Here is a 20271-nt window from a genome sequence, read left to right as displayed (position 1 = left end):
TTTAGAAGCCCATTGTCATGCGCTGATGCAGGAGGGGAAGTGCGTAGAGCAAGAATTGCTGCCGTGGTGCTGGCGTTCGCGGCGGCACTGATCGGCCCGGCGGTGGTGCAGCCCGCGCCGGCGTCGGCGGCCCGACTGGTCCGCGTCGACGAGCTGAGCCCCACCCGATCGGCGATCTTCGTCGACTCCGCCGCGATGGGCCGCACCATCCAGGTGCAGGTGCTGCACCCGGCCGGTGGCGGTTCGCGCGGCTCGTACTACCTGCTCGACGGGCTCGACCCCGGCGTCGGCCAGAGCACCTGGACCAATGCCACCGACGCCGAACGTTTCTTCGCCGGCCGCAACGTCAACGTGGTGCTGCCGGTCGGCGGGCAGGCCAGCTACTACACCGACTGGGTCAGCGACGACCCGCGGTTCGGCCGGTACAAGTGGGAGACCTTCCTGACCCAGGAGCTGCCGCCGATCATCGACGCCCAGTTCAACGGCAACGGCGTCAACGGCATCGGCGGCCTGTCCATGGGCGGTAACGCCGCCTACATCATCGCCGCGCGTCATCCCGGTCTCTACCGCGCCGTCGCCGGATACAGCGCCTGCCCCGACACCGCGATGGCCCAGGGCGCGGTGATGTTCTCCATCGCCAACCGCGGCGGCAATCCGCTGAACATGTGGGGTCCGCCCGGCAGCCCGGCCTGGGCCGAACACGATCCCGCGCTCATGCTGGAACGGCTGCGCGGCAAGACGCTCTACCTGTCCACCGGCACCGGTATCCCCGGCCCGCACGAGGCCGAGATCAAGCCGCAGCTGGCGGAGAACATCTTCCTCGGCGGGCCGGTCGAGCTGGGTGTGAACCTGTGCACGGTCGCGTTCGAGCAGAAGTTGCGTGCCGCGCGGATTCCGGCGCGTATCGACTACAGCCCCGTCGGCACGCATTCCTGGTCGTACTGGCAGGACACGCTGCACGCGTCCTGGTCGACGATCGGGCCCGCGCTCGGCGCCTGACCTTCCGGATCCGCGACCGGCCCACCGCTCATGAGTGGTGGGCCGGTCCTTCGTATGCAGACCTCAGACGACGCCGGCACCTGGAATCGCCTCTGCTCCGGGGGGCAGCGTTGGGTCCCACGACATGCTCGGCAGCGCGATCCCGGCCCGCGCCGAATCCGGGCGGGCGGTGCACCGGCGGTCCCGGCTACGGTGGTGCGCATGGCTCTCGACAGTGGTAGCGGATCGACAACCGACCAGGCGGTGGCGGCGCCGATCGCCAAGACGGTGCCCACCGAGCGGGTGCATCACGGCGACGTCTTCGTCGACGAGTACGAGTGGCTGCGGGACAAGGACAACCCCGAGGTCATCGCCTATCTGGAGGCGGAGAACGCCTACACCGAGGCGCAGACGGCGCATCTGCGGCCGCTGCGGGACAAGATCTTCGACGAGATCAAGGCCAGGACACTGGAGACCGACCTGTCGGTGCCCACCCGCGTCGGCGACTACTGGTACTACTCGCGCAGCTTCGAGGGCAAGCAGTACGGCGTGCACTGCCGCTGCCCGATCAACGCCGACGCGACCGGGATCGACGCTTGGACCCCGCCGCAGCTCGAGGCGGGCACCGAGATCGAGGGCGAACAGGTGCTGCTCGACAGCAACGCCCTGGCCGAAGGCCACGACTTCTTCGCCCTCGGCGCCTTCTCGCTCAGCTATGACGGCAACCTGCTGGCCTTCTCGGTCGACACCCAGGGCGATGAGCGCTACACGCTGCGGTTCAAGGATCTGCGCACCGGCGAGCTGCTCGGCGACGAGATCCCGCGTACCGCGCCCGGCGCCACCTGGTCGCTGGACGGCACGCACGTCTTCTATCAGACCGTCGACGAATCCTGGCGTCCCGACACCGTCTGGCGGCACCGCCTCGGCACCGGCACCGACGCCGATGTGAAGGTCTTCCACGAGCCCGACGAACGCTACTGGGTCAGCGTCGGCGCCACCCGCTCGGAGAAGTACCTGATGATCTGGGTCGGCTCCAAGATCACCACCGAGGGTTGGGTGCTGGAATCGGACAACCCGGAGGGCGAATTCCGGGTGCTGCTGCCGCGCCGCGAGGGGGTGGAGTACTCCGCCGAACACGCCGTGATCGCCGGCCGTGACCGCTTCCTGATCCTGCACAACGACGTGATCCCGGAGGGTAAGCCGGGCGCGGGCGGCAAGGCGGAGAACTTCGTCCTCGCCGAGGCACCGGTGGACGATCCGGCGGATATGACCGTGCTCATCGACCACCGCGACGATGTCCGCCTGGAGGACGTCGACGCGTTCGCCGGGCACCTGGTGCTCAGCTACCGGCGCGAAGCGCTGACCCGCGTCGCGGTCTGGCCGCTCGGCCCCGACGGCTACGGCGAACTGCGTGAACTCGACTTCGGGCTGGAACTGTTCGCCGCCGGCGTCGGCGCCAGCCCGGAATGGACCCAGCCGACGCTGCGGCTCGGCGTCACCTCGTTCATCACGCCCATGCAGGTGTTCGACTACGTACCCGCCACCGGCGAGCTGCTGCTGCGCAAGGAGCAGCCGGTGCTCGGCGGCTACGACCCGGACGACTATGAGCAGCACCGGGATTGGGCCGAGGCCGAGGACGGCACCCGCATCCCGATCTCGGTGATCAAACGCAAGGATCTCGACGTCACCGCGCCGAAGCCGCTGCTGCTGTACGGCTACGGCTCCTACGAGGCCAGCATGGATCCGTCGTTCTCGGTGTCGCGGCTGTCGCTGCTGGACCGGGGCATGGTGTTCGCGGTCGCACATGTGCGTGGCGGCGGCGAGATGGGCAGGCTCTGGTACGAGAACGGCAAGACCCTCACCAAGAAGAACACCTTCACCGATTTCGTGGCTTGCGCCCGTCATCTCATCGACAACGGCACCACGGCCGCCGACCGGATGATCGCCGACGGCGGCAGTGCGGGCGGACTGCTGGTGGGCGCGGTGGCGAATCTGGCGCCGGAGCTGTTCGCCGGGATTCTCGCCAATGTGCCCTTCGTCGATCCGCTGACCTCGATCCTGGATCCGTCGCTGCCGCTGACCGTCATCGAATGGGACGAATGGGGCAACCCGCTGGCCGACAAGGACGTCTACGACTACATGAAGTCCTACTCGCCGTATGAGAACGTCGAGGCCAAGGACTACCCGGCCATCCTGGCGATCACCAGCATCAACGACACCCGCGTGCTCTACGTGGAGCCCGCGAAATGGGTCGCCAAGCTGCGCGCCACCGCGACCGGCGACGCGCCGATCCTGCTCAAGACGGAGATGAGCGCGGGCCACGGCGGCGTCAGCGGCCGGTACGAGAAGTGGAAGGAAGTGGCGTTCGAGTACGCGTGGGTGCTCGACACCGTGGGTTCGGCGAACGACTGAGTTCGTCGGGCGGTCATCCGCACAGCACGCCGAATACATCTGCGGCTGCCACCGTGGATTCATGAACGCTGAGCTGATCGTGTCGGTTTCCGGTATCCGGGACACCACCCGGGACGCGGCGATCGAGTTCGCCGCGGAAATGGATCGGCGTGACGTGCGGCTGTCGCTGCTGGTGGCGCCCCGGTTGAAGGGCAAATACCGCCTGGTGAACGACCCGGCCACGCAGGCCTGGCTGCGTGGCCGCCGCGCCGGGGGCGATGCCATCGTGCTGCATGGCTACGACCAGGCCGCCACCAAGCGCAGGCGCGCGGAGTTCGCGACCCTGCCCAAACACGAGGCCCTGCTGCGGTTGACCGCCGCCGACCGGGTGCTCGAGCAGGTCGGCCTGCGCACCCGCTTGTTCGCGGCGCCGCGCTGGGACGCCTCGGCCGGTGCCATCGCGGCGCTGCCCCAGGCGGGTTTCCGGCTCGCGCTCGGCCTGACCAGCATCCTCGACCTGGAACGCGATATCGCGCAGAAGGCCAGGGTGTACGGGATCGGTGAGGGTTTCCGCGCCGAACCGTGGTGGTGTCGCGCGTTGGTGATGGGCGCCGCCCGCACCGCACGGCGCGGCGGCGTGCTGCGGCTGGCCGTATCGGGTGCCCAGTTGAGTCGTCCCGGTCCGCGTCAGGCCATGCTCGACGCCGTCGACCTCGCCCTCTACCACGGTGCGGTCAGCGAGGTGTATCGCTGGCAGCCGTTCACCGCGGCGCGGGCGGCATGAGACGTCGCCGCCCCGGTTCGGCGATCGACGGGCGGCGACGTCTACGCCCCTGGTCACGATTTGGGTGATGGTTGCGCCGCAATAGCCCGAATCCACCGGATGGCCGCATAGTTTCGTGCCACAGTGGTCGCGGCGGCGTGCTGTCGGCCGCTTCTTGGTTGCTGGATCGGGGCTGTACCGGGCAGGCAGGAGCGAGCGGTGACCGCGACAACGGCAGGCGCCACCACCACGAAATACATCACCTGGGTGACGCTGGCGCTGATGACCACCAGCTCGGTGGCCAGCCTGCGGTCGGCACCGACCATGGCCGTGTACGGGCTGGCCTGTGTTTTCCTCTATCTCATTCCCGCGGTGCTGTTCCTGCTGCCGACCTCGCTGGTGGCGGCCGAACTCGCCTCCGGCTGGCAGGGCGGGGTGTACCGATGGGTCGGCGAAGGGCTGTCCAAACCGCTGGGATTTCTCGCGGTGTGGTGCCAGTTCGCGATGACGATCTTCTACTACCCGAGCCTGCTGGCCTATGTGGCAAGCACTTTCGCCTACATCATCCATCCGTCGCTGGCGTCCAACGGCGTGTATGTCGCGATCGTCATCATCACCGTGTACTGGGCCGGGGTGTACATCTCCTCGCAGGGCACCAAGACGGTGGCGGGGCTGTCGAGCATGGGCCTGGTGATCGGCACGTTGATTCCGGGAACGGTGTTGGTGCTGCTGGGTTTGGTGTTCCTGGCGCAGGGCAATGCGTCGGCCGCGCCGATGGACAGCGGTCATCTACTGCCCGCGTGGGCGGGCTTGGCCAGCCTGGTGCTGATCGTGAACAACTTCCTCAGCTATGCCGGGATGGAAATGAACGCGGTGCACGTGTCCAGTCTGCGCAGTCCCGGACGGGAATTCCCGAGGGCGATGTTCCTGGCGTCGGGGCTGGTGCTGTTGATCTTCATCCTGCCCGCCCTCGCGATCAGCTGGGTGGTGCCCGCGGCGAATCTGAGCCTGACCGCCGGGGTGATGCAGGCGTTCGACGGGTTCTTCGGGCATTTCGGCATCGACTTCCTGACCCCGATCGTCGGCATCGCACTGGTGGCCGCGGCGCTCGGCGGGATGCTGACGTGGCTGGCCGGACCGTCGAAGGGCCTGCTGCTGATCGGCCGGTCGGAGGGCTATCTGCCGCCGATCCTGACCAGAACGAATGCCCATGGGGTGCAACAGAACATGCTGGTCGCGCAGGGTGTGTTCACCACATTGATCGCGCTGCTGTACGCGTTCATCCCGAATGTGTCCAGCGCCTACTGGATTCTGTCGGTCATCACCACGCAGGTGTATCTGATCATGTATGTGCTGATGTTCGCGGCGGCGATCCGCCTGCGGCGCACGCAGCCCGATCACCCGCGCGGGTACCGGGCGCCCGGATTGGTGGGGCTGTGCGTGCTGGGAGCGGCGTCGTCGGTGGCGGCCTTCGTCATCGGGTTCGTGCCGCCCTCGCAGTTCGGCAGTGGCAACACCGGCATCTATGTGCTGATCGTCGGCGGCGGGCTCGGGATCGTCGGGCTGCTGATTCCGTATCTGTTCTATCGGTTCCGGCGCGAGAGCTGGAAGATCGCGGCGCCGGAGGTGACGCCATGAACGGGCCGGAGACCGGCGACGCACCCGACCGCAAGCGCCGCATCATCTACATCACCGCGGTCGTGCTGCTGTGCACGTTCGCACTGTTCGGGCTCGCGCAATTCGATCGGATCCGCGACGACCACCAGGCCGACGTGCTGGCCGCGCAGTTGCACGATCAGCTGGTCGCCGCGGGCCTGCCCGCGCCCGACCCGCAGGTCATCGCGAATTCGCTGGGACGTGACGGCGGGCTCGTCTGCCAGGATCCGTCGTCGGCGATGATCCGGGCCAGGTATCAGCAGGCCATCAGCACCGGTGCCGGCGGGCCGGGGCAGCGGCCGGTGATCGGCTCGAGCGATATGGTGCACGCGGTCGAACTCGCCATCGCCACCTATTGTCCAGAGCATCTCGACGAGTACCGAAACCAAGTGGGGGACATGAAGTTCGACGAAACGACGAAGTGAGAATGCGATGACCTCCGATGACGCCCGCGTCACCGACCTCCGTAAACGTGTCGCCGAGCAGATGCCGCAGGCGCGGGCCGATCTCGCGCAGCTGGTCGCGTTCAAATCGGTGGCCGACCCGCGGCAGTTCCCGGCCGAGGAATGCGAACGCGCCGCGCACTGGGTGGCCGACGCGTTCGCGGCGGTCGGGCTGACCCGGGTCGGGCTGCACGAAACACCCGACGGCAGTAAGGCGGTGATCGCCTCACGTCCGGCACCGCCCGGTGCGCCCACGGTGCTGCTGTACTGCCATTACGACGTGCAACCGCCGCTCGACGACGCCGCCTGGCGGACACCGGTATGGGAGCTCACCGAGAAGGACGGCCGCTGGTACGGGCGCGGCGCCGCCGACTGCAAGGGCAATATCGTCATGCACCTCACGGCGCTGCGGGCGCTTGGCACCGAACTGCCGGTGGGGGTCACGCTGGTCGCGGAGGGCTCGGAAGAGCAGGGGACCGGCGGGCTGGAACGGTTCGTCGAGGCGAACCCGGACCTGCTGCGGGCCGACGCGATCCTGGTGTGCGACAGCGGGAACTTCGCGGTCGGGGTGCCGACGTTCACCGAAACGCTGCGCGGCAACGTCAATGTGGTGGTGACCGTGGAAACGCTGGCCGGGCCGGTGCATTCGGGCATGTTCGGCGGGCCCGCACCGGACGCGCTGGCGGCGTTGATCCGGTTGCTCGACTCACTGCGCGACGAACACGGCAACACCACCGTCGACGGCCTGCCCAATGACGAAACCTGGTCCGGCGTGCAGTATCCCGTGGACCAGTTCCGCACCGACGCCGGCGTGCTCTCCGGTGTCGGGCTGCTCGGTGACGGCACCGTGGCCGACATGCTGTGGGCGCGTCCGGCGCTCACCGTGCTCGGCATCGACGCACCCAAGGTGGTCGGTTCCTCGGCCGCCGTGCAGCCCATCGCCCGCGCCCGCCTCAACCTGCGCATCCCGCCGGGCACCGACCCGGACCAGGCGCACGAGGCGCTGGTCGCGCACCTGAAAGCGCACACCCCGTGGCAGGCGAAACTCACCGTCGACCTGGAAGCCACCGGCGCCCCCTTCCGCTCCGGCAGCGGCGGCCCCGCCCGCACCGCCATGGAATCGGCCCTCGCCGCCGCCTACGGCCGCCCCGCCACCACCCAGGGCCAGGGCGGCTCCATCCCGCTGTGCAACGTCTTCGCCGACACCTACCCCGACGCCGAGATCATGCTCCTCGGCGTCGAGGAACCCCAGTGCCTGATCCACGCCCCCAACGAAAGCGTCGACCCCACCGAAATCGAACACCTGGCCCTGGCCGAAGCCCTGTTCCTAGCCACCTACACCCGCTGAAACGGTGGCGAGGCCGGCGCGCGGGTAGTCGGTGTAGCCGGCCGAATCGCCGCCGTAGAAGGTCGCCGGATCGGGCAGCGCCAGCGGCAGATCGTGACGCATCCGCTCGACCAGATCGGGGTTGGCGATGAACGGCTTGCCGAACACGGCGAGGTCGATGTAGCCGGCGTCGAGCAGCTGCTCGGCACGGTGCCTGTCCAGTCCACCGGCCAGCAGCACGGTACCGCGGTAGCCGGAACGGAACTCGGCGAGAAACGACTCGGGGATGTCGGGCCCGCCCGACAGGTGCAGATCGCTGAGGTGCACATAGGCCAGACCGCGGCGCGACAGTTCAGCCGCCAGGTACCGATACACCGCCGGCGTCTCGTCGTCGCCGGGCAGATCGTTGGCGACGGTGAACGGCGACAAACGCACACCCACCCGGGCGGCGCCGATCCGGTCGGCGACCGCGTCGAGCACCTCCAACAGCAGCCGCGCCCGGTTCTCGACGGATCCGCCGTACCGGTCGGTGCGGTCGTTGACGTGCGGGTTGAGGAATTGGTCCAACAAGAACCCATGTGCCCCGTGCACTTCCACGCCGTCGAAGCCGGCCCGGATCGCGCGCGCCGCGGCGTCGGCGAAATCCGCGACGACACGCGGAATCTCGTCGGTACCGAGCGGTCGGGGAGCGCTCGCATCGGTCATTCCGGCACCGGGCAGCCAGACCTGCGCGTCCGCGCGGATATCGCTGGGGCCGACCGGAGCGTCCCCGCCGGGCTGTAGTGAGGCGTGCGAGACCCGGCCGACGTGCCAGAGCTGGGCGACGATGCGCCCGCCCGCGGCATGCACCGCGTCGGTGACGCCGGCCCAGCCCGCGGCCTGCCGGTCGGTCCACAGCCCGGGCACATCGCCGTAGCCCTGCGCCTCGGGCGAAATGAACACGCCCTCGGTGATGATCAGGCCTGCCCCCGCGCGCTGGGCGTAGTACTCGGCGGTGGTGCGGTCCGGTACCAGATCCGGCCGCCGCGACCGGGTCATCGGCGCCATCACGACGCGGTTCGCGAGGTCGATCGAGCCGAGCGAGTAGGGGGAGAAGAGGTCGTTCATATCCGTGCTTCCTGTTGGTCCAGCGGGCCGCGTGGCCCGTTGCGAACAACGTTAGAAGTGGAAACATGGCAATGGAATCGCAAGAACTATCGTGATTCCTGACAATTCGTCTCATCTGTCGAGCGTTTTCGTGGTTTATCCTGTCAGGTATGGATGTGCTGGCGGATGTGCTGACGACGACCGGATTCACCGGGGTGCTGCTGACTCAGCTGCGGTGCAGCGGACCGGACTGGGGATGTCTGGTCGAGCGGTCCGGCACGGCCGGGTTCCACCTCGTCGGGGAGGGAACCTGCTGGCTGACCTACGGTGACGAGCCGCCCCGGCAACTGGTGCCCGGTGACGTCGCGCTACTACCGCAGGGGGTGCCCCACCGCCTGTCGGGCGATCCCGCGCATCCCGGCGTTCCCTACCGGGAACTCGAGCGGACACACCCCCTCCGGGACGGCATACTCGAGCTCGGCAGCGGCGGACAGACCGCTCGGATCGTCTGCGGCAAATTCGATTTCGACGGCGACGCCGCCGGTCATCCGGTGCTCGGCGAACTGCCGCCCGTCATCCACGTGCCGGGCATGAGCGCCGATCCCGAATTGCAGGGGGTGATCCGGCTGCTCGCCGCGGAGTGCACTCGCAACCGGCCGGGCGCACGCGCGGTGGCCGCCCGGCTCACCGAAGTGCTGTTCGTACAGGTGATCCGGGCGTGGCTGGACAGTGCGGAGGGCACGGGCTCGCAATCGTGGCTGACCGCCCTGCGCGATCCACGGATCGGGACCGCACTGTCGCTGCTGCACGCGAGCCCACAGCGTCGGTGGACGGTGGAGGGGCTGGCCCGCGAGGTGCACATGTCCAGGCCCGCGTTCGCCCGCGAGTTCAAGACGCTGGTCGGGCAGTCGCCGCTGGCCTATCTGAGCCGGGTCCGCGTGGACCTGGCCGCCAAGCTCTTGCGCGATACCGATCAGCGCATCTCCGACATCGGCGCGGCCGTCGGCTACACCTCGGAATTCACTTTCTCCCGTGCGTTTTCGCGCGAACGCGGCATCGCGCCGGGTAAATACCGGCGCGATGTGCACAACCGGGCCATGGCGACAGTCGCGGCGGGGTGACCCGCGCCGTCGCCCGCCGGAGTTCGAGGGAAGCGACCACGATCAGAGGTCTGCGGAATTCTCCGGTTCGATGACGCGGAATTCGGTTCCCGCCGGGCCCATTTCGGAGAGGCGGCCGAAGTAGATGCCGTGGGCTTCGGGGGCGATGATGCCGTAGTGGATGGGGACGGCGGTGCGGGGCGCTACGGAACGCAGGTAGTCGACGGCTTCGCTGATCTTCATCCAGGGGGCGGCGGCCGGGAGGGCGAGGACGCCGACGGGGGTGGGCGGGACCCAGAGGGAATCGCCGGGGTGCACGAGCTGAGCCGGGTCGTCGGGGGTGCCGAGCTGGAAGACGGTGTTGTCGATGACGGGCAGCTCGGGATGGATGACGGCGTGACGTCCGCCGCCGCCGGTGATCCGCAGACCGTCGAGGTCGATGATGTTGCCCGCGTGCACCGCCTCCCAGCGGCCGCCGCGCTGCTGCGCGGTCTGCGGGTCGCTGAACAGCCGGGCCTCGGGGTTGGCGTCGATGAGCGCGTCGATCCGGTTCGGGTCGATGTGGTCGGGATGCTGGTGGGTGACCGCGATGGCGTCCAGGCCGGTGAGGCCCTCGAAACCGTGAGCGAAGGTGCCCGGATCGAACAGGATCCTTCTGCCGTGCAACTCCACGAGGATGCAGGAATGACCGAAGTGGGCAATGCGCATACGGCTACGTTAGGCGCACTCGCGCATCCGCTCCAGCGTCTCGGCGGACCGGCGCCCGGCCTCGGCGAAGCATGCCGGTCGCCCGGACGCGTACGCGGCGACGCGACTGTTATGGGCCGCGCCACATCGGAACGCGCACAGCCAACCCGGCACCGCGCCGGTCGCGCCCGCCAACTACGCTGTTCAGGTAACCCCCACCACCACTCGAGGAGCAACGCGTGGCACGAGTCGTCGTCGAGGTGATGCCGAAGGCCGAGATCCTGGATCCGCAGGGTCAGGCCATTGCCGGTGCACTTCCGCGCCTGGGATTCCAGGGAGTCTCGGACGTCCGGCAGGGCAAGCGATTCGAACTCGAGGTCGGCGATGACGTCAGCGACGACGAACTCGCGCAGATCGCGGAATCGCTGCTGGCCAACACCGTCATCGAGGAGTGGAAGGTGGTCCGCGTCTCATGACAGCGCGCATCGGGGTCATCACCTTTCCCGGCACGCTCGATGACGTCGACGCCGCCCGCGCGGTCCGGCTGGCCGGCGCCGAGGCGGTCAGCCTCTGGCATGCCGACGCCGATCTGAAGCAGGTCGACGCCGTCATCGTGCCCGGTGGCTTCTCCTACGGTGACTACCTGCGGGCCGGCGCGATCGCCCGCTTCGCCCCGGTCATGGGCGAGGTCGTCCGCGCCGCGGAAAACGGCATGCCGGTGCTCGGCATCTGCAACGGCTTCCAGGTGCTGTGCGAGGCGGGCCTGCTGCCCGGCGCGCTCACCCGCAACGAGGGCCTGCACTTCATCTGCCGCGACGAATGGTTGCGCGTCGACGCCGTGGATACCGCCTGGACCTCCCGGTATGAGCCGGGCGCCCAGATCCTGGTGCCGTTGAAGTCCGGTGAGGGCCGCTTCCAGGCCTCCGAAGCCGTGCTCGACGAGCTCGAGGGTGAGGGCCGCGTGGTGTTCCGCTACGCCGGCGACAACCCGAACGGTTCGCAGCGCGGGATCGCGGGCATCACCTCGGCCAACCGCCGCGTCGTCGGCCTGATGCCGCATCCGGAGCACGCCACCGAGCCGCTCACCGGCCCGAGCGACGATGGTCTCGGCCTGTTCCTTTCGGTGCTGGACACGCTCGTCTCTGCCTGATTCACCGGCACGGCGGGCAGATCGGCCCGCCGGCCCGCACACTTTTCGCCCACCTCTGAGCGACAACAGGAATCCGTTGTCGCTCAGAGGTGGGCGAAAACAGTTATCGGTGGATCTCTCTCATCGCCCGGACCGCCGGCCGGATTCGCGGCGACCGGCATCGCCACGCCTAGGATCGCGGTATGCCGGTTTCCTCCACCGCGGCCTCGGCCGCCGGGCTGTGTGCCTTCATCGATGAGTCGCCGTCACCGTTCCACGTGTGCCATACGGTCGCACAGGATCTCGACGAGCATGGGTTCACCAGGCTCGACGAGGCGTCGGCCTGGCCGGCGGGCGGACGCGGCAGGCATTACGTGGTGCGCGGCGGTTCGCTGGTGGCGTGGGCCGATCACGATCCCGAGGCGGCGGCGCCGTTCCGGGTGGTCGGCACGCATACCGACAGCCCGAATCTGCGGGTCAAACAGCATCCGGATCTGAGTTCGGCAGGCTGGCAGCTGGTCGGCCTGGAGCCGTACGGCGGTGCCTGGCTGAATTCATGGCTGGATCGTGAGCTCGGGCTGTCCGGGCGGTTGAGTGTGCGCGAGGGCAACACCGTCGGCCATCGGCTGGTCCGCATCAACGAGCCGATCCTGCGGGTGCCGCAGCTGGCGATCCACCTGTCCGAGGACCGGCGCGGGGTGACGCTGGATCCGCAGCGGCATGTGAACGCCATCTGGGGTGTCGGGTCCGAACCGCGCTCGTTCATCGCCTATGTCGCCGAGCATGCGGGTATCTCGCCGGACGCCGTGCTCGGCTGGGAGCTGATGACCCACGACCTCGATCCGAGCCGATTGGTCGGCCGCGACCGCGATCTGGTGAGCGCGCCCCGCCTGGACAATCAGGGCACCTGCTACGCGGGCCTGCGCGCCTTCCTCGCCGCCATCGATACCCCCGGTGCGGCGGTGCCGGTGCTTGCCATGTTCGATCACGAGGAAGTGGGCAGCCAGTCCGATCGCGGCGCCCAATCGGATCTGCTGGCGACCGTGCTGGAGCGCATCGTGCTCACCCGGGGCGGCGGCCGGGCCGAATACCTGGCGGCGCTGGCGGGTTCGGTCTGCGCCTCCGGCGATATGGCCCACGCGACCCACCCGAACTATCCGGACCGGCACGAACCCGCGCACCGCATCGAGATCAACGGCGGTCCCGTGCTCAAGGTGAACCAGAACCTGCGCTACGCCACCGACGCCACCGGCGCGGGTGCGTTCGCACTGGCCTGCGATCAGGCGGGGGTGCCGCTGCAACGGTATGTGCATCGCGCGGACCTGCCGTGCGGTTCGACCATCGGCCCGATGACAGCCGCGCGCACCGGCATGCCGACCGTCGACGTCGGCGCGCCCCAGCTGGCCATGCATTCGGCGCGCGAACTGATGGGCGCCGACGATGTGGGCGCCTATGCCGCGGCGCTGGCCGCCTTCTTGACCCCGGAGACCGCGGGCCGGTAGGTCAGCACGGCGACGACGAACACCGCGAACGTGGTGATGACGTAACCGCTGCCGAGGATCTGCTCCCACCAGGACCAGTCGAGTTCGCGGTCGGCCTCGTGCGGGAGCAGCCAGTGCGGTCCGATCAGGAACATCACCGTCATCGCGGTGACCGCGCCGATCAGCAGCGGGTTGCGCCTGCCGCGGGCGATGGCGTCGGCGGTCACCAGCAGCGCGGGCGCCACCCACACCCAGTGATGCGACCAGGACACCGGCGAGACCAGCAGGATGGCGGCCGCGTTCACCATGAGCGCGGCCACCGAGGCGCCCGCCTCGATGAGCCTGCGCATCCACAGCGCTGCCAGGCCGACCGCCACCAGCGACAACGAGATCCAGATCAGTGTCGCCAGGGAATCGGAGACGCCGAGCCGGAAGGCCAAGCCCTTCAACGATTGGTTGCCCGCGTAATAGGGCGGGCCGATGCGGCCGGTGTCGGCGAGCGTGTGGAACCAGTACTCCACCGAATCGCTGGGGAAGATCAGGAAGCCGAGCCCGACCGCGCCGATGGCGGAGGCGACCAGTGTGCCCGCAGCCTTCCAGTCCTTGCGCAACAGGAAATACAGCAGGTACCCGGCCGGGATCAGCTTGACCGAGACCGCGATGCCGATGAGCATGCCGCGCGGCCAGAACGGCTTGCGCACCAGGCAGTCCAGCGCGACCGCGGCCATCAGCACCAGATTGATCTGGCCGAAGGAGTACGTCTGGCGCACCGGCTCGAAGTAGCCGGCCACCGCGACCGCCGCGATGACGGCGGCGAGCACCGATGTCCGATCCAGTTCGGGACGGATCCGCGACAGCACCAGCCATAGCGTGATGCCGAGGCTCAGTACGGATGTGGCCAGCACCACGATCTCGGCCAGGCCCAGCGGCATCAGCGCCAGCGGGGCGAAGAACAGCGCGGCCAGCGGGGGATAGGTGAACGGCAGTCCGATGCCGAACACCTCGGGCATGGGACCGTACAGGTCACCGTCGTCGAGCCAGACCCGCGCGCCGTTGCGGTAGACCTGGAGATCGATGTAGCCGTCCCACCAGTGCACGATGGGGGCGATGATCGCGTGGATCACGAACAGCGCGATCGCACCGGCCAGCCAGCGCATCTGGCGCGATGACAGGCCGCGGGCCGTCCGCGCTTCGTGGTTCCCGCGCACGACGTCGTTCCTGGTCGATACGTCATCGCCGTTCGACCCGGGGCGCGCGTCAGCTGTGGTGACGGGCTGCTCGGCCGGTTCCGCAACCCCCGATCGATCGTTCACCGGGACAGATTAGCCGGTCGCGCAACGGCCGAGGCTCGGCCGGGTTTGCCCCGGCAGTAGTCGCGTTTGCCCCGGCAGTAGACTCGCAGGAGTATCTCGCGGCAATTCAGCAACTCGGCGCGTCGCAGCGGCGGTCGTCTGGATTGTCTCCGCATGCCTGGCCGAAAGGACCCTGGTAATCCCGTGACTCCGCAGGTCGACACGGTCGCAACCGCCGCAGCCACTCCGGACACTCCGCAGCCGTATCTCGAGCTCGGGCTCAAGGATGACGAATACGCCCGGATCAAGGAGATTCTCGGTCGCCGCCCCACCGACGCCGAGCTGGCGATGTACTCGGTGATGTGGAGCGAGCACTGCTCCTACAAGTCGTCGAAGGTGCATCTGCGCTACTTCGGCGAGACCACCACCGAGGAAATGCGCTCCTCGATGCTCGCAGGCATCGGTGAGAACGCGGGCGTGGTCGACGTCGGCGACGGCTGGGCGGTCACCTTCAAGGTGGAAAGCCACAACCACCCCTCCTATGTCGAGCCGTATCAGGGCGCCGCGACCGGCGTCGGCGGCATCGTGCGCGACATCATGGCGATGGGCGCGCGCCCGATCGCGGTGATGGATCAGCTGCGCTTCGGCGCCGCGGACGCCGCCGACACCCGTCGCGTGGTCGACGGTGTGGTGCGCGGTATCGGTGGCTACGGCAACTCGCTGGGCCTGCCGAATATCGGCGGCGAGACCGTCTTCGACGCCTCCTACCAGGGCAACCCGCTGGTGAACGCGCTGTGCGCGGGCGCGATGCGGGTCGAGGATCTGCACCTGGCCTTCGCCTCCGGCACCGGCAACAAGATCATCCTGTTCGGCGCCCGCACCGGCCTCGACGGCATCGGCGGTGTGTCGGTGCTGGCCTCGGACACCTTCTCCGGTGACGAATCCGGCGCCGGCCGCAAGAAGCTGCCGAGTGTGCAGGTCGGTGACCCGTTCACCGAGAAGGTGCTCATCGAGTGCTGTCTCGAGCTGTACGCGGCCAAGCTGGTCGTCGGCATCCAGGACCTCGGCGGCGCCGGGCTGTCCTGCGCCACCTCCGAGCTCGCGGCCGCCGGTGACGGCGGTATGCACATCGAGCTGGACAAGGTGCCGCTGCGCGCGGCCGATATGACCCCGGCCGAGGTGCTGTCCAGCGAATCCCAGGAGCGCATGTGCGCGGTGGTGACGCCGGAGAACGTCGACGCGTTCATGGCCGTGTGCCGCAAGTGGGATGTGCTGGCCACCGTGATCGGCGAGGTCACCGATGGTGAGCGGCTGGTCGTCACCTGGCACGGCGAGACCGTGGTGGATGTGCCGCCGCGCACCGTCGCGCACGAAGGCCCGGTCTACGAGCGTCCGGTGCGGCGTCCCGATTACCAGGACGCCCTGATCGCCGACACCCCCGACACCCTGACCCGGCCCAAGACCGCCGACGAACTGCGCGCGACGCTGCTCCAGATGGTGTCGAGCCCGCAGCTGTGCAGCCGCAAGTGGATCACCGAGCAGTACGACCGCTACGTGCGCGGCAACACCGTGCTGGCCGAACACGCCGACGCGGGCGTCATCCGGATCGACGAGGAGACCGGCCGCGGTATCGCGCTGGCCACCGACGCCTCCGGCCGCTACACCAAGCTGGACCCCTACACCGGCGCGCAGCTCGCGCTGGCCGAGGCCTACCGCAATGTCGCCACCACCGGCGCCACCCCGAAGGCCGTCACCAACTGCCTCAACTTCGGCTCGCCGGAGGATCCGGGCGTGATGTGGCAGTTCCAGCAGGCGGTGCGCGGACTCGCCGACGGCTGTGCGGAGCTGGGCATCCCGGTCACCGGCGGCAATGTCAGCTTCTACAACCAGACCGGTCAGGACGCGATCCTGCCGACCCCGGTGGTCGGTGTGCTCGGCGTCATCGACGATGTGCACCGCCGCATCCCGACCGGCCTCGGCCTGGAACCCGGCGAGACGCTGATCCTGCTCGGCGACACCCGCGACGAGTTCGGCGGTTCGATCTGGTCGCAGGTCGCCCACGATCATCTCGGTGGTGTCCCGCCGAAGGTCGACTTCGCCCGCGAACGGCTGCTCTCGGAGGTGCTCACCGCCGGTTCCCGCGACGGCATGATCAGTGCCGCGCACGACCTTTCCGAGGGCGGCCTGGCCCAAGCGGTGGTCGAGGCGGCGCTGGCCGGCGAGACCGGTTGCCGCATCCTGCTTCCCGAGGACGCCGACCCGTTCGTCACCCTGTTCTCGGAATCGGCCGGCCGCGTGCTCGTCGCCGTGCCGCGCTCGGAGGAGACCCGGTTCACCCGCATGTGCACCGCGCGCGAACTGCCGTGGGTGCGCATCGGCGTGGTCGATCAGGGCTCCGATTCGATCGAGGTGCAGGGACAGTTCACGGTCCCGCTGGCCGAACTGCGCGAGGCGCATGAAGGCACGCTGCCCAAGCTGTTCGGCTCGGCCGTCTGAGCCGAGTCCCACTGGGACCGAACACGACACGAACGCTCACCCGCCGGACCCGGACCCCTCGATGACCGGGCCCGTGCGGGTGAGCGTTCTGCTGTGCCGGCGAACCGCCTGGGTGGCGCCCGCGCGGGCTCAGGCGACGGACTTGAACGGATCGTGCTCGGCGATCAGCTTCTCCATCCGCGCCTCGTCGATTCGTCCACGCAGGGAATCGGCTTCGTGCTTGTCCCTGACCACCTTCGCCAAGGTGAAGGTGCTGGTCACCAGGAACAGCACTGTCATGCCGAGGAATCCGCGCTGCCACGGATCCAACGGCAGGTAGAAGATTCCGACGCCCGCCCCGAACAAGCTGACGCCGAACGCGATCGCGGCCTGGGCGATGTAGGCCGAAGTGGTTTTCGGCGCTGCGTTTGGTGTGCTCATGGTTATCGAGTGTGCGATGTGGGCGGCCATCGCGACCGCGTACAACTACTCGAGTGCGATGGGTAGTTGCCGCGCCGTGCGTGGGTAACGCACCGGCGTTGTCGGGGGCTGCCGCCATACTGTCTTGGTGCTCGAAACGGCGTCCACCCTCACGAAGCTGCGCTCGCGCGGCGTCGCAGCGGTGCGCCGGGCCGAGGTGGTCATCGACCTCAACTATGTCGGGCTTGTGGTCGCGACGGTGTTCTTCGCGCTGTCGGTGACGCCGTCGCTGGTGCCGCGCGACTGGATGTTCCAGGGCCTGATCAGCGGTATCAACGCCGCCATCGGATACGGCGTCGGCTGCCTGCTGGAATGGCTGTTCCGGCTGTGGGTGCGGCCGCGGCTGAAGATCCCGGCGCCACCCACCTGGGTGCGCTACGGGGTGAAGTCGGCGATTCTGCTGACCGCAGCGGTTCTCGCGGCGTACATGCTGGTGCAGTCGGCGCGCTGGCAGCGCGAGATCACCGCGCTGATGGATATGGAAGGCACCACCACGCCTGCCTATCTGCGCACGGGACTGCTGAGCCTGGCTGTCGGTGTGCTGGTCGTCGCGGTGTATCGCACGGTGCGTGAGCTGATCCTGTACCTGGCGCGTCAGCTCAACCGCTGGGTGAAGGTGCCGCGCGAGCTGGCGCCCGCCGCCGGATTCCTGGTGCTGGTGCTGCTGGCGGTCACCCTGTTCAACGGCGTGGCGACGCAGGCGTTCTTCGCGGTCGCCAACCAGGCGTTCAGCGTGCGCAACGACCACACCTCCGAATACGCGGTGCAGCCGCAACTGCCGGAGAAGTCGGGCAGCCCGATGTCGCTGGCGAAATGGGACACCCTCGGTTTCGAGGGCCGCTGGTTCGTCTCGCACGGTCCGAACGCCGCGAGGATCGCCCAGGTCACCGGTAAGCCGGCCAAGGAACCGATCCGGGCCTACGTCGGGTTGGAGTCGGCCGAGAACGGCCAATCGCAGGCCGAACTCGCCGTCGCCGAACTCGAACGCGCGGGCGCCTTCGACCGGCAGGTGATCGTGGTGATCACCACCACGGGCACCGGCTGGGTGAATTCGATGGCGGCGGGCGCGATCGAGTACATGTACGGCGGCGATACCGCGCTGGTCGCCACCCAGTATTCGTATCTGCCCAGCGTGCTGTCGTTCCTCGCGGACAAGAGCAAAGCCGCCGCGGCGGGGCGCGAGGTGTTCGACGCGGTGTATCAGCACTGGTCGGCGCGACCGGAGCAGCAGCGGCCGAAACTGTTCGTCTACGGCGAGAGCCTCGGATCGCAAGGCTCGGAGGCGGCCTTCGAGGGGCTGGCCGATCTGCGGGAGAAGGTCGACGGCGCACTGTGGGTGGGGCCGCCGAACTCGAATCGCCTGTGGCAGCAGTTCGTCGCGCGCCGCGACCCCGGCTCGCGGGAGGTGGAGCCGGTGTACGCAGACGGGCTGGTGGTCCGGTTCGCCGCCGACGCCGACGATTTCGCCAGGCCCGGCCCGGAATGGCGGGCACCGCGCATCGCCTACCTGCAACATCCATCCGACCCCATCGTCTGGTGGTCGGCGGATCTGATCTTCTCGCAACCGGATTGGCTGTCCGAGCCGCGCGGATCGGATGTCTCCGGGCGGATGCGGTGGGCGCCGTTCGTCACGTTCTGGCAGGTCACCGCCGACCTCACCAACGCACAGGGCGTCACCGACGGGCACGGGCACCGCTACGGCAGCCTGGTACTCGACGGCTGGGCCGCCATCGCCGCGCCGCCCGGATGGAATCCCGAGCTGGCCGAACGCATCCGGTACGAGATCGAGATCTCCGAAGCCTACGAACGGCAGATCAAATGAGGGGACGGGTCGCGCTCGGGGTGAGCCTGCCGCTGCTGTGGAGCAATGGGGTGGTGCCGCGGCTGCCGGAGGATATGCGGCTGCGCACGCTGGTGAATGCCGGTGCCGCGACCGGCTATGCGCTGGCCTTCGGTGCGCGTCCGAACTGGTGCTCGGCACGCGGCCGGCGCTACGGGCTGGGCAGCGCGGGGATCGTCGCCGCCGGTTACGGTGCGGCGCTGGCCATCCCGGCCGTGCGCCGTGAGCTGGCCGAGCGCCCAGACCGCGCGCCTGAAGTCTCGACCGCCGAATGGGTGGGCATACACATTCCGCTGGGCACCGTCTACAGCGAAGAACTGATCTTCCGCGCGACCCTGGAGCCATTGCTGGACAAGACCTTCGGGCCGCGCATCGCAACCCTGCTCGGCGCCACCACCTTCGGGCTCTGGCATATCGCACCGGCCCGCGCCACCGGGGAGAATGTGGCGGTCACCGTCGGCGCGACGGCCGCCGCCGGTGCGCTGTTCGGCCTGCTTCGCCGTTGCACCGACAGTGCCACCGCCCCTGCCCTACTGCACTGGGCGATCAATGCTGGTGGGGCGCTCGCGGCCCGATTCGCCGTCGGCAACCGCTGACTACAACAAGCGGGACTCCCACTCGGGGCCTGCGTCCACCCGAAGGATCGGCAGCCAGCGGGATACTTCGTCGGCGCGGTTGCCGGAGGCGGTCAGCTTGCCGTCGTCGCGCACGGCGGCGAAATCCGCCAGACCGGTCGCGAGCAGCAGCCACGTGCGCGGATCGGTTTCGACCACATTGGGCGGGGTCCCGCGGGTGTGCCGGGGACCTTCGATGCATTGCACCGCCACGAACGGCGGCACCCGGACCTCCACCGAATGCCCCGGCGCCGATTCGGCCAGCGCGCGCGCCGTCATCCGTACGGCGGCACCGAGCTCGCCCCGCGCAGGGACAGCCGCCTCCTCATCGAGCAGCCACGGCCGCACCGCCGCGACCGCCGCACGCATTTCTTCCGGTTTCACCGCCGCACGTCGAACCACGGGGCGACGATACTGCGACCAGCCGACGCGTCCGCGTACGGCTTCGACCACTGTGGCCCGACCAGGCTTGTGCGCCCGGCCGAAATCCCGTCTCGTCGCTGCGGGCTGTGAGTACCAGTCGGCGGAT

Annotated in this window: 18 protein-coding genes; 13 read left to right on the top strand and 5 right to left on the bottom strand. The window is 68.8% G+C overall.

The features are described 5' to 3' along the window. Nucleotides 1–39: 39 nt before the first annotated feature. The 6 genes from FEK34_RS02775 to FEK34_RS02750 all read left to right on the top strand — a co-directional run bounded on the left by FEK34_RS02775 (nt 40) and on the right by FEK34_RS02750 (nt 7579). Nucleotides 40–999, top strand: a complete 960-nt coding sequence (locus FEK34_RS02775) for an alpha/beta hydrolase (RefSeq protein WP_138446245.1) — start codon at nt 40–42, stop codon at nt 997–999. 201 nt (nt 1000–1200) lie between these two features. Beyond that, entirely contained in the window at nt 1201–3390 is a 2190-nt protein-coding gene (locus tag FEK34_RS02770) for a S9 family peptidase (protein WP_138446244.1), read from the top strand. 61 nt (nt 3391–3451) lie between these two features. Beyond that, entirely contained in the window at nt 3452–4153 is a 702-nt protein-coding gene (locus tag FEK34_RS02765) for a DUF2334 domain-containing protein (RefSeq protein ID WP_138446243.1), read from the top strand. A gap of 198 nt (nt 4154–4351) precedes the next feature. Beyond that, entirely contained in the window at nt 4352–5770 is a 1419-nt protein-coding gene (locus FEK34_RS02760; RefSeq protein ID WP_138446242.1) for an APC family permease, read from the top strand. Next, on the top strand, nt 5767–6213 hold the full coding sequence (locus FEK34_RS02755; protein ID WP_138446241.1) for a hypothetical protein: 447 nt from the start codon (nt 5767–5769) through the stop codon (nt 6211–6213). The genes FEK34_RS02760 and FEK34_RS02755 overlap by 4 nt, the downstream gene beginning before the upstream one ends. Before the next feature lie 7 nt (nt 6214–6220). Beyond that, a complete protein-coding gene (locus FEK34_RS02750; protein ID WP_138446240.1) occupies nt 6221–7579 on the top strand; it encodes a dipeptidase in 1359 nt (452 codons plus the stop codon). Here the strand turns inward: FEK34_RS02750 and FEK34_RS02745 are convergent. Continuing rightward, complete coding sequence (locus FEK34_RS02745; RefSeq protein WP_138446239.1) at nt 7559–8665, bottom strand: alkene reductase; 1107 nt, start codon at nt 8663–8665, stop codon at nt 7559–7561. The two genes, FEK34_RS02750 and FEK34_RS02745, sit on opposite strands and share 21 nt — an antisense overlap. Nucleotides 8666–8814: 149 nt before the next feature. Between FEK34_RS02745 and FEK34_RS02740 the strand changes: the two genes are divergently transcribed. Next, on the top strand, nt 8815–9765 hold the full coding sequence (locus FEK34_RS02740) for an AraC family transcriptional regulator (RefSeq protein WP_138446238.1): 951 nt from the start codon (nt 8815–8817) through the stop codon (nt 9763–9765). A 42-nt stretch (nt 9766–9807) separates the two neighbouring features. Here the strand turns inward: FEK34_RS02740 and FEK34_RS02735 are convergent, their stop codons facing one another. Beyond that, nucleotides 9808–10452 carry an MBL fold metallo-hydrolase gene (locus FEK34_RS02735; RefSeq protein ID WP_138446237.1) on the bottom strand — a complete coding sequence of 215 codons (645 nt, stop codon included), beginning with the start codon at nt 10450–10452 and terminating at the stop codon, nt 9808–9810. A 218-nt stretch (nt 10453–10670) separates the two neighbouring features. Here FEK34_RS02735 and purS point away from each other — a divergent pair, with 218 nt between their 5' ends. The 3 genes from purS (at nt 10671) to FEK34_RS02720 (ending at nt 13062) form a co-directional block, all read left to right on the top strand. Further along, on the top strand, nt 10671–10907 hold the full coding sequence (gene purS / locus FEK34_RS02730) for a phosphoribosylformylglycinamidine synthase subunit PurS (protein ID WP_014348871.1): 237 nt from the start codon (nt 10671–10673) through the stop codon (nt 10905–10907). Continuing rightward, complete coding sequence (gene purQ / locus FEK34_RS02725; RefSeq protein WP_138446236.1) at nt 10904–11581, top strand: phosphoribosylformylglycinamidine synthase subunit PurQ; 678 nt, start codon at nt 10904–10906, stop codon at nt 11579–11581. Before purS ends, purQ begins: the two co-directional genes overlap by 4 nt. A gap of 182 nt (nt 11582–11763) precedes the next feature. Continuing rightward, the gene (locus tag FEK34_RS02720; RefSeq protein ID WP_138446235.1) at nt 11764–13062 is read left to right on the top strand and encodes a M18 family aminopeptidase; all 1299 of its coding nucleotides are present in this window, start codon (nt 11764–11766) and stop codon (nt 13060–13062) included. Here the strand turns inward: FEK34_RS02720 and FEK34_RS02715 are convergent. Beyond that, complete coding sequence (locus FEK34_RS02715; RefSeq protein ID WP_249358754.1) at nt 13011–14354, bottom strand: glycosyltransferase 87 family protein; 1344 nt, start codon at nt 14352–14354, stop codon at nt 13011–13013. The genes FEK34_RS02720 and FEK34_RS02715 overlap by 52 nt on opposite strands. A 183-nt stretch (nt 14355–14537) precedes the next feature. Between FEK34_RS02715 and purL the strand changes: the two genes are divergently transcribed. Continuing rightward, on the top strand, nt 14538–16829 hold the full coding sequence (purL, locus tag FEK34_RS02710; protein WP_138446234.1) for a phosphoribosylformylglycinamidine synthase subunit PurL: 2292 nt from the start codon (nt 14538–14540) through the stop codon (nt 16827–16829). A gap of 129 nt (nt 16830–16958) precedes the next feature. Here the strand turns inward: purL and FEK34_RS02705 are convergent, their stop codons facing one another. After that, nucleotides 16959–17249 (bottom strand): YiaA/YiaB family inner membrane protein, encoded by a 291-nt coding sequence (locus FEK34_RS02705; RefSeq protein WP_014348876.1) that lies wholly within the window; start codon nt 17247–17249, stop codon nt 16959–16961. A 124-nt stretch (nt 17250–17373) separates the two neighbouring features. On the opposite strand from FEK34_RS02705, the gene FEK34_RS02700 reads away from it, so the two are divergent. Continuing rightward, entirely contained in the window at nt 17374–19110 is a 1737-nt protein-coding gene (locus FEK34_RS02700; protein WP_138446233.1) for an alpha/beta hydrolase, read from the top strand. Further along, nucleotides 19107–19724, top strand: a complete 618-nt coding sequence (locus tag FEK34_RS02695; protein ID WP_138446232.1) for a CPBP family intramembrane glutamic endopeptidase — start codon at nt 19107–19109, stop codon at nt 19722–19724. Before FEK34_RS02700 ends, FEK34_RS02695 begins: the two co-directional genes overlap by 4 nt. Here the strand turns inward: FEK34_RS02695 and FEK34_RS02690 are convergent, their stop codons facing one another. Then, complete coding sequence (locus FEK34_RS02690; RefSeq protein ID WP_249358753.1) at nt 19725–20144, bottom strand: sterol carrier family protein; 420 nt, start codon at nt 20142–20144, stop codon at nt 19725–19727. Between the last annotated feature and the right edge of the window lie 127 nt (nt 20145–20271).

This window comes from Nocardia cyriacigeorgica (assembly GCF_005863245.1).
GTDB lineage: Bacteria > Actinomycetota > Actinomycetes > Mycobacteriales > Mycobacteriaceae > Nocardia > Nocardia cyriacigeorgica_C.
Note: the sequence above shows the minus strand (reverse complement) of the source record. Positions and strands in the feature narration are given on the sequence as shown.

Bases quoted from the DNA above. Each gene is read 5' to 3' on its own strand.
- FEK34_RS02765 (WP_138446243.1), top strand. From the start codon at position 3,452: ATGAACGCTGAGCTGATCGTGTCGGTTTCCGGTATCCGGGACACCACC.
- FEK34_RS02735 (WP_138446237.1), bottom strand. From the start codon at position 10,452: ATGCGCATTGCCCACTTCGGTCATTCCTGCATCCTCGTGGAGTTGCAC.
- FEK34_RS02740 (WP_138446238.1), top strand. From the start codon at position 8,815: ATGGATGTGCTGGCGGATGTGCTGACGACGACCGGATTCACCGGGGTG.
- FEK34_RS02750 (WP_138446240.1), top strand. From the start codon at position 6,221: ATGACCTCCGATGACGCCCGCGTCACCGACCTCCGTAAACGTGTCGCC.
- purQ (WP_138446236.1), top strand. From the start codon at position 10,904: ATGACAGCGCGCATCGGGGTCATCACCTTTCCCGGCACGCTCGATGAC.
- FEK34_RS02720 (WP_138446235.1), top strand. From the start codon at position 11,764: ATGCCGGTTTCCTCCACCGCGGCCTCGGCCGCCGGGCTGTGTGCCTTC.
- FEK34_RS02745 (WP_138446239.1), bottom strand. From the start codon at position 8,665: ATGAACGACCTCTTCTCCCCCTACTCGCTCGGCTCGATCGACCTCGCG.
- FEK34_RS02695 (WP_138446232.1), top strand. From the start codon at position 19,107: ATGAGGGGACGGGTCGCGCTCGGGGTGAGCCTGCCGCTGCTGTGGAGC.
- FEK34_RS02755 (WP_138446241.1), top strand. From the start codon at position 5,767: ATGAACGGGCCGGAGACCGGCGACGCACCCGACCGCAAGCGCCGCATC.
- FEK34_RS02770 (WP_138446244.1), top strand. From the start codon at position 1,201: ATGGCTCTCGACAGTGGTAGCGGATCGACAACCGACCAGGCGGTGGCG.
- FEK34_RS02705 (WP_014348876.1), bottom strand. From the start codon at position 17,249: ATGAGCACACCAAACGCAGCGCCGAAAACCACTTCGGCCTACATCGCC.